Origin of the sequence: Streptomyces sp. NBC_01089, from assembly GCF_045162975.1 — a bacterium.
Taxonomy (GTDB): Bacteria; Actinomycetota; Actinomycetes; order Streptomycetales; family Streptomycetaceae; genus Streptomyces.
Genome location: NZ_CP108660.1, coordinates 1,720,401 through 1,734,994 on the forward strand (window position 1 = coordinate 1,720,401; position 14,594 = coordinate 1,734,994).

A 14,594-nucleotide genomic window follows, 5' to 3' on the forward strand; every position below is an offset into this window, starting at 1 on the left:
TCAAGGGATACACGGAGATGCCATGACGGCATGTGTCGAGGTCAACGCACGATTTTGCCAGCTGGACGGTGAGCTCGGAGCTGCTTGCTCCAGCACTCCCCACCCGCAGAGTGCGCCTGCGAGCGCTGGGCCGGGGGCTGCTTCCGGGGCGGCTGCGCCCGGAGAGGGCTCGCCGCCATCAGCCAGGGTGCGACCGGCGGAGCCCGGTCATCGGATGGGCGGAGACTGGTGCACACTCTCCGCCACAGGCAGCGAATCGGGCTGAAGCACGGCCAGTCGAATCTGAACGGGTTCGCATTCGTCGGCGGTGACGGTCACGGTGACCTCCCCAGCCCGGTGGCCCGCGCGGACGACCGCGAGAGCTCGCCCGTTGAACGTGCGGTGAGTGTCGCCGGCGAAGTCTTCTGTCGTGATGGGCTCTGCGCTACCCAGTCCGAGCAGCGTTCCGGCGCCCTCGACCTGCACCGTGACACTGCGATCGGCCAACGGCCGCAGCGTGCCGGCGTCATCGGTGAGCAGGATAGGGATGTAGGCGAGGTCCGCACCGTCGGCGAGGAGGCTGGTGCTTTCAGGGCGGAGGGCCAGGCGGAGCCCAGTGCCTGCGCTGCTGAGAGTTCGGCGGCCGATTTCGCTGCCGTCTTCGGCGTATGCGATCGCCGTCAACTGACCTGGCCGGTAAGGAAGAGTGAACGTGGAGAGGTAGTCCTCGCCCGCCCCCGAGGGTTCGGTTCCGACGGTCTGGCCGTTCAGTTGCAGTTCTACGCGGGCGGCATCGGCGTAGACCTCGACGGTGGCGGTTCGCCCCTCGCACCCTTCCCAGCTCCAGCTTGCGATGGAGTTGGTCGCCCGCCAGCCGGTGGACATGACCTTCTCGCCGGAGTGGTTCACCGGCTCCACAGCTATGTGGGGGCCTCGGGCGAGATGCCAGCCGATCTCGTCAAGGTACGACTGGGTCTGGCGGAACCCTGTGATGTCGATGACGGGCTCCCCGGCGAGGAGGGCCGGGTAGGGGTGGTAGATCGCACGCTTGGTCGTGCCGTACTGCTTGACGGCGATGCCGGCTTCGCCGATGTAGTCCCATCCCGTCCAGGCGAAGTCGCCGATCACGTGCGGAAGGGACTCGATCCTCTTCCAGATGGCCGCAGTGTGCGCCGCTCGGGTCTCACTGCCGACGATGACCCGCTGTGGGTGCAGTCTTCCGTCGAGTTCGTAGCGTCCGACCATGTAGTTGTAGCCCGCCACATCGACCTCCGCGAAGATCTCTCGGGTGCGTCTGTCGACCGCCGGAAGCCGGACGATGCGCTCAAGCATCCTGTCGAGGATGCCAAGGAGAAGGTTCAGGACGCGGATGAGGTTCTTGTTCGGATTCTCCTCGGTGTTCTGCGCCGCGGCGGCCTTCTTCGCAATCTTGGCGTCGTCCTGCGGCGCGATGAGGTTGAGAAAGCCGTTGACGCTGTTCGTGATCAGTCGGGTGGGGTCGAGCTCACGTGCCTTTTTCGCGATTTCGCGGTTGGCGGCGATCCCGCGCGGGGTGGCCGTCTCGGAGATCTCGTTTCCGATCGAGTACATGATCACGGAGGGGTGGTTGTAGGCGTTGGCGACGAGGGCTTCCAGGTCGCGTTCCCACCACTCTTCGAAGTGATGGCTGTAGTCGTGCTTGACCTTCGGGAGGAACCACGCGTCCGCCAGCTCGTCCATGACGAGAACGCCGTGCCGGTCACAGGCGCGCAGCAGTGCCCGTGACGCTGGGTTGTGGGCACTTCGGATCGCGTTGAATCCTGCTTCCTTCAGGATGCGGATCCGCCGCTCGTCCGCCGCGTCCAGCGAGTGCGCCCCGATCACGCCGTGGTCATGGTGGATCGCAGCTCCACGGAGCTTCACCGATACGCCGTTGATCCGCAGCCCCTTCTGCGCGTCGACGGCCAGCGTCCGGATACCGAACTCCTCCCGAGCCATGTCGATGACTTCGGCGTCCTGCATGATGCTGACTTCCGCATGGTGCAACTGCGGTGTCTCAGGAGACCAGAGCGCCGCATCGACGACCGATACCTCTTGCCGCAGCGTTCCCGTGGTGTGGGCGGGAACGGAGAGCTTGCCGGCAACAGGTGCAAGCGCCACTCCCTCCGGGTCGATGAGCCGCGCGACGACTGTCACGTTTCGCTCCACCGCCGAGGCGTTCACCACGGACGTCTCGATGATGACTGTCGCCGTCGATCCCGAGAGCTCTTGCGTTGCGATGCGCACGCCCGTCGGGGCGACATGGACGCGTTCACCGACCATCAGGTGCACGGGCCGATAGATGCCACTCCCCGTGTACCAGCGGCTGTTCGGCTCGTCCGAGTTGTCCGCGACCACCTCGATGGTGTTGTCGGCCCCGAACTCCAGAAATTCGTCCAGCGCGACGTGGAACAGCGCGTATCCCGATGGGCGTCCGCCGGCAAGCCTCCCGTTCACGTAGACCTTCGAACGCTGGTAGACACCTTCGAACTCGAGGATGACGCTGCGCTCACGCCAGCCTTCAGGGGCGGTGAACGTCTTCGAATACCGGTAGATGCCACCCGGATAGAAGCCGGTGTTGCCCCCGTTCTTGGTGTCGGGGTCACGCTCCTCGAAGAGCATGGCGTCGTACGGCAGGGTGACCGGGCCGACGGGCCGGTCTCGCGCTTCGGCACCCTCCTTTGCGACGTACCAGTCCTGGTTGAACGATTCGCGGAGCACGCGGCTTCCTTTCCTCGACCGGAATGACGCCCGATGGGACGATCCCGGCCCTCCCGAGATGCGGCACGACGGTGGAGAGAGGCTCGGCAGAGGTTTCTGAGGGGCGACCCCCGCAGCACCGGTCGCCCGACTACCCCTCGGGGTTGCCGGGCACAGGACCCTGGCAACTTGGCATCCGTCCTTCGGCCTGCACGCTGATCGAGCGACGTTTCCCGGGCGGGAAACTGTTTCCCGTCCGGGAAACGCTAGACTTCGACCAGGCGTACGTCAACGCTGCGTTTCGGAATGAAGGAGATCGCGTGACGCTTCCGGACCAGCCGAAGCCCGGCTCCAAGGGGCGGCGGCGCGGCGGCCCTCTCCGTATCGGTCGGCCACAGATCATCGCGGCTGCCAGGAACCTTGATCCGCGGAACGTCACGATGCAGGCCGTCGCGGACGAACTGGGCGTGGACCGCAAGGCACTGAACTACCACGTCACCGATCGCGAGGGCCTGCTCAGGCTCGTCGCAACTGACGCCTTCGAGACCCATTTCTCGCGCGTGGAGATCACGCCGGAGAGCTCGTGGCAAAACGCCATCCGGGCGTGGGCCGTCGGGGTGCGCGACAGCATGGTGGCCACAGGAATTCTGGCCCACTACTACCGCATCCAGGGAGAGGACCTCAGCGTTCTCCGGCCGGCGACGGTCGTCCTGGAACGGATGCTGGCGGGTGGTTTTGACGCGACAGCGGCAGGCCGAGGGCTCATCTTCGTCACGAACTTCGCAATGGGTGTTGGGCGCGACATCGTGCTGCACCAGCAGCCCGGTGGTCACCCACAGGCATCGGAACTCCGACGAGCGCTCGCCGCTCATGCGGATGAAGGCGGTTACGAGGCCCTTCGCGACCTCGCCCTGGCCGGGCTCAACGATCACGATGACGTCCAGGCCCAGTTCGATTTCGAAGTCGACATATTCATCCGAGGGATGGAACAGCGGCTACTTGACAGGGAGTGACGCCGGGGATCGTCGGGCCACCGGGAGGAGCGGTCCCGGTCATCGGCAGGCACCCTGAGCACGTCGCAGATGACGTAGACGGGTGTCCTACGGCGGCAACAACACGCCAGCAACCCGAGCTCGGTGCCCGGTCCAACGAACAGCGACAGGCCATGAACACCTTCCTGTGGCCCGCGAAGCACGCAGGCCGTGACGGGCGGAATCTGTCGCGCGCCCGCGCCGAAGGTGAAGCAGGACACGCAAGCAGTGCCAGCTCCGCCGAGCAACCCCTCCTGCAAGCGCAGACTCGCTATGTCGTCTCGCCCGGCACCAGCGCAGCCCAATCCTCATCCGGTGAGAACCCAGGTTCGTCGACAGCCGACGCACCCAGCGCCTCACGAAGTTCAGCGACGATCCGGCCGATCACCTGCCGCAAATCGATCCGCACGGTTGTCAGCCGCGGACTCCACAACTGCCCCACCTCGACGTCGTCGACGCCGACGACCACGATGTCCCCGGGCACCGACAGGCCGAGCTCGCGCACGGCAGCCATCACAGCAAGCGCGACATAATCGTTGTAACAGGCAACCGCCAAAGGGGCACGGCCCTTGATGGCCCCGAGTGCCTCGACTGCGCCGGCGAGCTCCAGCGGTATCGCCACCGAACCGGGGCGTCCCAGGCCACGCTTCTCGCAGGCAACGGTGAATGAATCGGCCCGTGGCAGTCCGTAGGGGACGGAGCGGTCATCCCTCAGCGTGGCGTAGTACATCTCGCGAGGGCCGCGAACAGTCAGTGCGCCAACCTGCAGCTCCGCCACCGTGTCGTCGAAACTCCTCCATTCCTGGTACGCGTCGGACGCGAGGTTTCGCGGAAGAACCAGTGCCCCGGCGGCCTCGAGGCGCATTCGGTCATCGGTACTGAGCACCGAGAAGTCCAGTACGGCGAGCGGACGCAACCGCATGAGTGAGGTTGTGGTGGCGGGGTCACGGCCCGCGAAGCGCACCACGACGTTCCCACCCAAAGCCGCCGTGGCCTCGGCAACCAGGTCTACCGCGTCCTGGAGACCGCTCCGGAAAGTCGTATCCGGCAAGAGAAAGACGATGGTGTCCCCGCGCCCGTTGGCGAGCGCACGGCCGGCCGGTGACGGCAGGTATTCGAGTGCTGCGGCGGCAGCGAGAACCTTGCGGCGGGTCTCCTCCGGGAACCGATCACCCTGGCCGTTGAGGACATGGCTGACCGTTGCCCGCGAGACCCCGGCGTGCCGCGCGACATCGCTGCTGGTCACTGGACGTCCTCTGGATCCCATCGTTGTCACGCACGCCATATTGGCATACCGCATTGACGCGCGTCACCGTGCGAGATCGGCTTCGTCGCCAGGTACAACTCAGAGCCAATCGGAGCCGTTGACGCGCGTCACCAACGACTGTACGTTCCAGTGACGCGCGTCACCGGCTTTTTGTTCCGCCCGCGACAGTGTTCGCCATCGCGGCCCGCTCTGCCGTGTCCATGTGATCAACGGTCCATGTCCGGCGGGTCCACACCTGCAGCGACCGTTCTCCTCCCCGCGCGATCGCCCGGTTCGCCTACCTGTTCCGCACACACCTCCGGCTCTGGAAAAGAGAATCCGAAATGTCTGACGGCAACACCTTCCGCAACCCTTCCCTCGCGCCTCGGGTACGAGCTGAACTCCTCCTGCGGGAGATGACCACCGAGGAGAAGGCGCAGCAGCTGACCTGCGTCATGCCGCAGGCCGTCCTCGGACCCGATGGACTGAAGGCCGACGCGCTGGACGCGGTATTGGGTAACGGCATCGGCCAAGTGGCGCCGCTGACCTCCACCGGCGGCACCGGCCCGCAGCGGATCGCCGACGAGATCAACCTCATTCAGAGGCACCTCGTCGAGAAGACGCGGCTGGGCGTGCCCGCGGTGTTCCACAACGAGGCGATCGCCGGTGTGCAGGCTCCTGGCCACATCGTCTTCCCGACCCAGTCCGGCGTCGCCGCCACCTGGAGCCCCGAACTCAGCCGCGAGATGGGTGATCTCGTCCGGCGACAGATGCGTCGGCTCGGACTCAGCCAGGCACTCGGCCCCGTCTTCGACGTCTCCCTCGAACCTCGGTGGGGCCGGGTCCACGAGACGTTCGGCGAGGATCCGTACCTGACCGCCGCGTTCGGTGTCGCCTACGTCTCAGGTCTGCAGGGCGACGACCTCTCCACCGGCGTCGTCGCCACCGGCAAGCACTTTTTGGGATACGGGGCCTCCGAGGGCGGTCTGAACTCCGCCAATGTCGAGGCCGGTTCGCGCCGGATCCGCGACGTCTTCGCATACCCCTTCGAGGCAGCCATCCAACTGGCCAAGCTGCGTTCGGTGATGAACACGTACTCCGAGGTGAACGGAGTGCCGGCCGGTATCTCTCACGAGCTGCTCACCACGTTGCTGCGCGACACTCTCGAGTTCGAGGGTTACGTCTCCTCCGACTACATCACCTTCCAGCACATCGTCGACCGGGCGAAAGCAGCAGCCGACGCCGGTGAGGCCGCTCGGCTCGGCATCGAAGCCGGCCTGGACCTCGAACTGCCCTCCCCCTGGTCATACGGAGCAGTCCTCGCGGAGGAGGTCAGGAACGGGAACGTTGCCGAGGAACTCCTCGACACCTCCGCCCTGCGTCTGCTCACCGCCAAGTTCGAACTGGGGCTGTTCGAGCAGCCGTACGCCCAGGAAAGCATCGACGTGTCCGCGGTCGCCAATGAAGGCGCGGACCTTGCGAAGGAGATGGCCGAGCGCAGCGTCACCTTGCTGAAGAACGACGGTCTGCTGCCGTTGAATCTGAAAGCGACCCGTGTGGCGGTCGTCGGCCCGCACGCTGACGCGGCTGCGCCGCAGTACCCCGCCTACTCCTTCCCGGCCGCGCGCGCCGTCGGGATCTTCATGGCCCAGGGCGGGTTCAACAACATGGTCGGTGTCAGCGACTACATGCCCACCGCCGACACCTCCGGAGCGACACCCCTCCCTCAGGAAGAGTGGGTTCGCAGTGAGTACGGCGTCAAGGGACTAGCTGACGAGCTCGCCGCCCTGGGAGCATCGGTGGTCTGCGAACCCGGGACAGGACTGCTCTCCGAGCTCGACGCCGATTCCTTCGCACGAGCTGTCGACGCAGCCCGCGACGCCGATGTCGTCGTGCTCGCCGTCGGTGGCGCGAGCGGCTGGTTCATCGGCGAGCGCACAGAGGGCGAAGCGAGCGACTCGCTCAGCATCGAGCTTCCGGCAGTGCAGCGACGGCTCATCGAGGAGGTCATGGCCCTCGGCAAGCCGACTGCGGCAGTGCTCGTAGTCGGTCGCCCCACAGTCCTGCCGGCCCCGCTGCTCGATGCGCAAGCTCTCGTCACCGCCTCGTACAACGGAGTGGGGGGACTGGCCGCCCTCGCCCGAGTCATCTCGGGTGACGTCAACCCGAGCGGGAAGCTTCCTTACACGATTCCCCGGTCGCAGGGCCAGCTTCCCGTGTTCCACCACCAGCGTGCCGCCAGTGGCTACCGCAGCCACACGCCGTTCGGGCAGCACTACATCGATGGCCCCGCCACCCCTCTTTATCCGTTCGGTTCCGGGCTCAGCTACACCACTTTCGAGCTGGACGACTTGGTCGTGACGCCCGACTCGATCGGCACCGACGGTGAGGCCAGCATTTCTCTGACTGTGCGGAACACCGGCTCGCGAGCCGGCGCCGAAGTCGTCCAGCTGTACCTGCGAGCGAACACCAGCGGAGTGACCCGACCCGCGCAGCAGCTCGGCGGTTTCGCCCGAGTGCATCTGCAGCCGGGGGAGGCCCAGAGGATCACCTTCACGGTCTCGGCGAGCCAGCTCGGCCACACCAACGCGCGCGGCGGGTTCTCTGTCGACCCAGGCCGCACCGACCTGTTCATTGGCATGTCATCGGACGATCACCGACTCACCGGTGCGTTCGATGTCCTCGGAAAGAGCAGGCCGCTGCTGAGCCGGGAGCGGAGCTACTTCTCGGACATTCGGCTGGACTCTCCGGAGTCAAGCAAGGCATGACAACCGGGCAGACACAACAGCGTACGGCTGGCGGTCAACGCAGTCGATAAAGGCCATCAGGACGGTCCGCCATCAGGCAGGCTCAGCGTGCAACGCTTCCCGGTGCGAGCACGCCGGACGTTCTCCGGATTCTTTGCCTCGACTTCGCCATCAGCAGGGAGGCACCCTGCACGCCGAGGTGGGTCAGTGAGGAGTGGCGGTACTGGTGAAGATCCCAGCCCGTTCCGGGGCCGCGTACGGCCGTGTGCTCATCCAGTAGGGCGCGGGCCTGCCCGTACGACAGCCGGGCGAACCCGGTGTCCGGGCAGACGTCGCGTGGGCTGACGACCATGCCGGGCCCCGGGCGGGTGGGTGACGAACACCGGCCCGCGGGTACGGCCCTTCAGCAGGCGGGGCAAGAGCCGGACGGTGTCAGCGTCCCAGTACACGGTCTCCAGCACGTAGTCCTCGCGGACCTGGCCCCGGCGGCGGGCCTTGGTCCGGGCGCCCTTCGCCTTGACCGGGCAGCGGCGCCCGGCGAAGTCCAGGTCCTCAATGTTCACGCCGAGGAGGTTCGCCGCCGCCCACCCCAGGGTCTCGTACTGCTGCTGTACCCGCTCCTAAGCCTGTTGCTGCCGGAACCGGTGGAACCACCAGGCCCAGCCCACCGCAGCGCACGCTCCCAGTACGACGAGCACCCACCAGTTCGTCACCCGCCAGGAGAGCACCGCCGACACCGCCGCTATGGCCATGGCCTCGCCCACGACGAGGAGCAGCAGGTCTTCCCGCCGCCGCTGTCTGCTGCGCCCCGCTGCCGCGGCCGCCACGCCGGTAGACGCCGCGCGGCACAGCCCGCATGACCTGGAAAGAACGCCTGGTCTCCTTGGGAGCCCTCTGGGACTTTCCTGGGACTTTCGGCCGCATCAAGGGGCACAAGTGTGAAACAACCGAAAGGCCGTTTCCCCAGGTCAGAGGCTGATGGTCGTGCGTTCCCGCAGGTCAGCTAAGCGGCTGGTCTCTCCCGGGACATCTGAAAGCCGCAGAAGTAGTTCCGTCACACCTCTCCTGACCTGCATAAATGCGAGGTTAGGTGGGGCGTGACGAAGTCTCTGGGACTTCTCTGGGACTTTGAGCCAGGAGCGACGACTTCCGGCACAGCGTTCTTCACATGATGAGTCATCGCGAAACATGTGGAACAGAAACACGTGAAAGAAATCGCAGGTCAGCGGTTCGGCCGGGACAAGCGGGACGACCAGCCTTTGTGCGCTACGGGCACTGTGTGCGCTACGAGCGATATCTTGACGCACGAGGCCGTAGGGGATGACGGCGGCCGCCGGGGCCTGGGACCCGCACGTCATGTGCCGCCAGGAGCCACTCGTCACACCTTGCGTACAACGGCTTCTGAACATTGTCGCGGTCCGGATGCTGACGGGCGCACGGACCGCAGCACGCACCGACACAAGCCCGACGTCCCCTGCAAGGTCGAGTGGGCGACCGGGGGCGCCCGGCACGTGCCCCACGCCGCATGCACCCACGCCTATCGCATGATGCGGCTCGAAGAGCAGACAGAAGCCTGGCGCCAACCACGGCGCCTCTCGTGCGACCCCACAACCGCCATGAAGGCTCGGCAGACGCGCCGCTGGCAAGCCATTCTGGTGTCATGACGCACTCCGACCAGGACAACGCAGCAAGGATCACAGCTGTGACACGGCGCGATGTCTTCGATTTGCTACGCGCTGCGCAGGGCGACTGGTGGGGACGCCTGGACGAAGTCGCCCTTCTGGGCACCTTGTACGACCTGGATGCCCTCCCATCGACCGACTCGCGCCACCCGACCGCCCGCGGCGACATCATCCAGCACCGGTTCAACAACTACGACTGGGAGGACGATTGGGTCTTCGAGGATCCGCGGTTCCGGCTTCTTGATGGCCCGGACGAGGTGTTGTTGGCCTTCCTCGCGCGGCTGGTGCATCCCGAGGTACGCCCCGATGCCGATGAGGCGGCCAGGCGTGTCGACGAGCTGAACCGGCTCCTGGCGGCGGACGGTTGGGCCCTGCGACCCCGAGGCTCCATGTCCGGGCGGCCCATCTATGCGCCGTTCCCAGAGAGCGCCGTTACTCCAACGATCCCATTGCCGCTCAGGGACGACGACGCGAGCAAGCTCGATCTGGTCCTCGGACAGACGCACCATCTGCTTGATGACGACGGCGAAGGGTTGGCTCGGGACCTCGTCCGCTCGGCGAAACTCACGCTGCGCCGCGACGGTGGCTATTTCCATCCGATGCCCAACGACAACTGGACGGATGCCACTTACGAGGCTGTCCTCGCCGTGGACCGCGCGTTCGTGCCAGAGTTCACGACAGCAATGGTCGAGGCGATTTGGCAAAGGCTAGAGACCGTCCTCAAGCTGCTGGAGCGCGAGGACGTGCAGTCCCTCGTGGTCGAAGCTGCCGTGCGCCCGCTCCCGGAGATCACGCAGGACTGGCGGCATCAAGGCAGCGGTCCAACCAACCAAGGCCGCCGCGAGAGGCGAAGCGACCAGGGATACCCGACTGCGGACGACCTGGTGTTCGGCAGTCGAGCCGAACTCGCCGTCTACCAGGTCCTCCAAGATCTCCAACGAGAGCGCCCCGTCCAGAGCGGCATCGCGATCCTGCCGCTGGCCTCCGCCAAGCTGCGGGATGCCGGCGTACGCAGCCCGGACTTCACCGTTCTGGGAAACGGCCGAGCCGTCATCATCGAGGTTGACGGACCACACCATTACGGCCGAACCCGCAAGGCCGACGACGAGGATCGCGACCGGCATTGGACGCGCTGCGGCGTCCACACCATCCGGATCGCCCATGAGCACACCAGCAATCCCGGCGAGTTGAAAGAACGGATCCGCGAAGATCTCGGTCGACTACTCTTCCCGACTCGCTGATCTTCGCGGACGACGCCTTCGGTGCACTTGGACACAAAATGGCGGGTTGAAGCCACCTCGGGATCTGCTACACCTTCACACTCCTGCGCATCATGTGCAGGTACAACCGGGTCATGGCAAAGTCCGGTCAGGCGTCGAGCATGGACGAGCACGCCCGCTTCGGCGGGGTCGTGCCCGAGATCGCCTCGCGCGCCCACCTTTCGCGAGCGAATGCCCCGCAGGTGCCGAACCCGTACGCCGCTGCTCGTCGAGCGCCTGGGCCAGCCAGCGCAGCTCGAACCCCAGGAGGACCAGGCGAACAGCGCGGCCGTCCACTGGTCGCCGGGCTGCGAGAGCGTCATGGCGCTGGTGGCATCGGTCCCGGACATGTCCATTCCCGGACATGTCCATTCCCGGCATATCCTCGGCCGCGCCTCCCCTGCTCCCTGCCATCCCGGAGCCGTTCATCGCCGCTGCCATCCAGACCATGGAAGCCATCATCACGACATGGGGCAGGGTGCTCACCAGCGCCGCCGTGCCGGTCGCCGCTCGCGCGGAGCGGGCAAGCGCGGCACCCGCGAACCACAGCGCTGCCGCCGAGAAGACGACCACCTGTGGGCACGCGGGGAGATCCATCCCCCACGGCCAGGCCATCGCGGCCCCCATGACCGCGTGCAGGGCGTGGCCCACGCGGTCGGCCACGGTGCGTCCCGGCGTCGCCGCCAGCCAGAGGGCGTAGCAGGCGGGCATAACGAAGAGGGCCCATAAGCGACCACTCCCGTGATCCATCTCGATGTCACCGGGGTCCGGCTCACCGCCGTGCCCGCCGCCTCCGCCACTGCTGCCCGACACGTGCATCCCGGGAACTACGGGACCGACCGCGTGCCCCACCGTGTAGGAGACGCCAAACATCGCGCCGAGCAGCAGCACGAGCCCGAGCAGCGTGGGCGCCGGCAAGGGGGCTCCCGGCTGGCGGCGGACGCCGACGTGAAGGCGCGCCGGCCTCCGGAGACTTCGCTCACGCCGACCACCGCTCCCAAGTCACCGAGAGAGTGCTTGCGTCGCGCGGTGTCTTTCAGTAGTCGGACACGGGAATCAAAGAGTTCCTATCTCATTACGTGAGTCGGATCACGCGGTACACGGCAATACAGTCGCGCGGACCTCCGGGACTGGGAGACGCGATTCGCCCGCTTCGACTACCCCCCGCCCGAACCACCTGCGCCTCATCCTCCGCGGCGGCAGCCCGCACCGTGCGAAGGCTCTTCGTGCCCGAGTTGTTCGATCCAGAGGACACCGGTGGGGCAGCCGAGGCTGCGACGACGAAAATTGCTGAACCGTGTGATAGCGCCTTTCGCTGCAGGTCAGAGGGGTCCCTCGTCCGCCTCCGTCATGTTTCCTACGCTGTGGTGACCGAGAACCCACGGAAGCTGACGCCGTTTCCTTGGCACTTCACGCAGCTGTGGCAGGGCTGCGTGAAGTGTGGTGGGCGCGGCTGCGGGTCAGGTGGCGTTGGTGTTCTCGCCTGTCGTGTCGTCGGGTCCGTCGTCAAGGTCCTCCACGGCCCGCATGGAGCTGTCGGAGAGTTCGGGCATCTCGAAGGCGTAGCGGCCCTTCATATGGATGTGCCGATAGAGGAAGGGAGACAGGCTCCGGACGACTTCGTCGGGAACGGGCCGCAGGTGGTCGGCCTTCTTCGCGAGGAACAGGTCGATGTAGGCGGTGTTGAAGAGTACGACCATGTTGACGATCAGCCCGAGTGCGCTGAGTTGTTCCTCCATCCCGGTCTGGTACCGGTGGATGCGGTCTTCGGTGCCGTGGTAGATCTTCGCGGCCAATTCGTGACGCTGGCCGTGGCGGCTGCTCTGCGTTTCGATCTGACGGCGGTATTCGGGATTGTCGATGAGGTCCAGGATGTGTGCGGTCTTGAAGATCTTCCCGTAGTGGGCGAGGGCCTTGCCCAAGGACGTGGGGGTGCCGTTGCGGACCACCATGCGGATCGCGTCAGCGGATCGCACGCGCCCGAGGTGGACCGCCCCGACGAGACGGAGCATCTCGTCCCAGTGCCGTGCGATGAGCGCGGTGTCGATCTTGTTGCGAGTGGCGTGCTGCAGGGGGCCGTAGTCCTCGCCGGAGGCGGTGTCCATGCGGGCGAGGGTCATGTCGGTGATGTCGGCGGCCGTGGGGGCGTAGGTGTAGCCGGAGAGCGCGAGCAGACCGAAGATGATCTCTTGGTGCGGGCCGCCCTCCGCAACGATCTTCTGGGGGTGCTGGCTCCGGGTGCTGGTCGCCTTGAGGGCGCTGGTGCGGCGGTCGTTGAGGACGTCGAGTACGTGCAGGCAGGTGTGGGCGGATCCGGCGACGACCTCGCTCCTGAGGCCCATGGCCTGCCCCGACAGGAGGGTGAGGTGGGTGACGTACGCGGCGCCGTGGGGAGACAGGCGGGCCTGGATGGCGCCCGGGGGCGCGACCATGCGCTGGCCCTCCACGGATGCCATGTGGCCGCCGTTCCATGCCGCGGCGACCGCCAGCTGTGACTGCCGTGCCAGCAGGCGGTTGTTCAGTGCTTCCAGGCGATCAGGTCGCAGGAAGTTATCGATGACATAGGTGATGTGCCTTCTGTGCAGTGCCGGGACATTGCCGGCGACGGCCTCGACGCCGACGTTGCAGCCAAGAGCGACCAGGGCGGCGGACAGGGTGATATCGAAGTCTGAGCTTGCTCCGCTTTGACGGACACCATTGGTGTGGTGGTCAGGCTGCGAGTGCGGTCTCGTACTCGGCGGGGCTGAGGTAGCCGAGGCTGCTGTGCAGTCGGTGCAAGTTGTACCAGCCCTCGATGAAATCGAAAATCGCGGTGCGGGCGGCTGCCCGGCTGGGCCAGGCGGAGGTGCCGAGCAGTTCGCGTTTGATGGTCGAGAAGAACGACTCGGCGAGCGCGTTGTCCCAGCACTGACCGGTGCGGCCGACCGACAGCCGGACCCCGAACTCGACTGCCAGGGAGGCGAATTGCTGACTGGTGTATTGACAGCCGCGATCCGAATGGAAGATCACGGGATGGGCGGGGCGACGCTGCCGGCAGGCGAATGTCAGCGCCTCGGCCACCAGCTCGGTCCGCAGGTGATCGGCGGTTGCCCAGCCGACCACGCGCCGGGAGGCGATGTCGATGACCGTGGCCAGATAGAGCCAGCCCTCCTCGGTCGGAACATATGTGATGTCGCCGCACCAGCGGGCATCGAGCCCGGCGCGGTCGGGCTGGAAGTTCCGGACGATGAGGTCGGGACGGAAAGCGGCCCCGGGGTCGGCGACCGTCGTCGCATGCCGTCGTCTGCGGTGTCGGCCCTGCAGCCCGGCGGCCTGCATGAGTCGTGCGACACGACGGCGGCCGCACCCGGCGCCCTCGCGCTTGAGCACGGCATGCACGCGTGGGGCCCCGTAGGTTCCGCGTGATTTCGCATGAACCTTGGTGATCTGCTCGGTCAGCTCGGCATCCCGCACCGCACGAGGACCGGGCAGGCCGGAGCGACGGGCATAGAAGGCGGTCCGGGAGACCTTCATCAGCTCACACGCCCGTTTGACGCTGTGACCTGCGCGCTTCTCCGCCTCGATGAACGGGTGCACCGTCACCGGGCCTCCTTCGCGAAGAAAGCTGTGGCCCGCTTGAGGACGTCGACGTCCTCGCGCAGCCGGCGGTTCTCCCGCCGCAACGCGGCCAGTTCCTCGCGCTCACTGCTGGTCAGCCCGTTGCGCTCGCCCCCGTCGACCTCGGCCTGCTTCACCCAGTCCCGCACCGCGGTCTCGGTCAGTTCGAAGTCTCTGGCGACCTGCCCGACCGAGCGGTCACCTCGTCGGCACAGCCCGACGATCTCGGCCTTGAACTCCGGCGTGAACGAACGACGAGGGCGGCGAGGTTTCTTCTTCCCCATGCTCTCCATGATGGACATCCTCCCGGGGCTGAACCCCTGATCTCAAATGTC

Annotated in this window: 9 protein-coding genes and 2 pseudogenes; 3 read left to right on the plus strand and 8 right to left on the minus strand. The window is 66.4% G+C overall.

Translation table 11 applies throughout. From position 1 onward, the window contains the following. Positions 1 to 207 precede the first annotated feature (207 nt). Entirely contained in the window at positions 208 to 2,718 is a 2,511-nt protein-coding gene (locus OG510_RS07570) for a glycoside hydrolase family 2 TIM barrel-domain containing protein (protein ID WP_406136006.1), read from the minus strand. A 299-nt stretch (positions 2,719 to 3,017) separates the two neighbouring features. On the opposite strand from OG510_RS07570, the gene OG510_RS07575 reads away from it, so the two are divergent. Further along, a complete protein-coding gene (locus OG510_RS07575; RefSeq protein ID WP_319712945.1) occupies positions 3,018 to 3,710 on the plus strand; it encodes a TetR/AcrR family transcriptional regulator C-terminal domain-containing protein in 693 nt (230 codons plus the stop codon). Between the two features lie 289 nt (positions 3,711 to 3,999). Here the strand turns inward: OG510_RS07575 and OG510_RS07580 are convergent, their stop codons facing one another. Further along, positions 4,000 to 4,974, minus strand: coding sequence for a LacI family DNA-binding transcriptional regulator (locus OG510_RS07580; protein WP_365752803.1), 975 nt, complete (start codon positions 4,972 to 4,974; stop codon positions 4,000 to 4,002). Positions 4,975 to 5,318: 344 nt separating this feature from the next. On the opposite strand from OG510_RS07580, the gene OG510_RS07585 reads away from it, so the two are divergent. Beyond that, a complete protein-coding gene (locus OG510_RS07585) occupies positions 5,319 to 7,742 on the plus strand; it encodes a glycoside hydrolase family 3 N-terminal domain-containing protein (protein WP_406136008.1) in 2,424 nt (807 codons plus the stop codon). Positions 7,743 to 7,852: 110 nt separating this feature from the next. Here OG510_RS07585 and OG510_RS07590 read toward each other — a convergent pair. Together OG510_RS07590 and OG510_RS07595 are read right to left on the minus strand one after the other, a co-directional pair. Continuing rightward, positions 7,853 to 8,296: pseudogene (locus OG510_RS07590) on the minus strand (site-specific integrase); the annotation flags it as partial. Positions 8,297 to 8,341: 45 nt separating this feature from the next. Continuing rightward, positions 8,342 to 8,548 (minus strand): hypothetical protein, encoded by a 207-nt coding sequence (locus OG510_RS07595; protein WP_406136009.1) that lies wholly within the window; start codon positions 8,546 to 8,548, stop codon positions 8,342 to 8,344. A gap of 833 nt (positions 8,549 to 9,381) precedes the next feature. On the opposite strand from OG510_RS07595, the gene OG510_RS07600 reads away from it, so the two are divergent. Further along, complete coding sequence (locus OG510_RS07600; protein ID WP_406136010.1) at positions 9,382 to 10,644, plus strand: hypothetical protein; 1,263 nt, start codon at positions 9,382 to 9,384, stop codon at positions 10,642 to 10,644. A gap of 261 nt (positions 10,645 to 10,905) precedes the next feature. On the opposite strand, the pseudogene OG510_RS07605 reads toward OG510_RS07600, so the two are convergent. The 4 genes and pseudogenes from OG510_RS07605 to OG510_RS07620 form a co-directional block, all read right to left on the minus strand. Continuing rightward, positions 10,906 to 11,535: pseudogene (locus OG510_RS07605) on the minus strand (DUF5134 domain-containing protein); the annotation flags it as partial. Between the two features lie 587 nt (positions 11,536 to 12,122). Beyond that, positions 12,123 to 13,463 carry a Tn3 family transposase gene (locus tag OG510_RS07610; protein WP_406142328.1) on the minus strand — a complete coding sequence of 447 codons (1,341 nt, stop codon included), beginning with the start codon at positions 13,461 to 13,463 and terminating at the stop codon, positions 12,123 to 12,125. After that, positions 13,372 to 14,244 carry an IS3 family transposase gene (locus OG510_RS07615; RefSeq protein WP_406136011.1) on the minus strand — a complete coding sequence of 291 codons (873 nt, stop codon included), beginning with the start codon at positions 14,242 to 14,244 and terminating at the stop codon, positions 13,372 to 13,374. Before OG510_RS07615 ends, OG510_RS07610 begins: the two co-directional genes overlap by 92 nt. Further along, complete coding sequence (locus OG510_RS07620; RefSeq protein ID WP_406136012.1) at positions 14,241 to 14,552, minus strand: transposase; 312 nt, start codon at positions 14,550 to 14,552, stop codon at positions 14,241 to 14,243. Before OG510_RS07620 ends, OG510_RS07615 begins: the two co-directional genes overlap by 4 nt. Positions 14,553 to 14,594 lie beyond the last annotated feature (42 nt).

Excerpts from the sequence above, each read along its gene's own strand:
- OG510_RS07620 (WP_406136012.1), bottom strand. The coding sequence starts at position 14,552 with ATGGAGAGCATGGGGAAGAAGAAACCTCGCCGCCCTCGTCGTTCGTTC.
- OG510_RS07600 (WP_406136010.1), top strand. The coding sequence starts at position 9,382 with ATGACGCACTCCGACCAGGACAACGCAGCAAGGATCACAGCTGTGACA.
- OG510_RS07585 (WP_406136008.1), top strand. The coding sequence starts at position 5,319 with ATGTCTGACGGCAACACCTTCCGCAACCCTTCCCTCGCGCCTCGGGTA.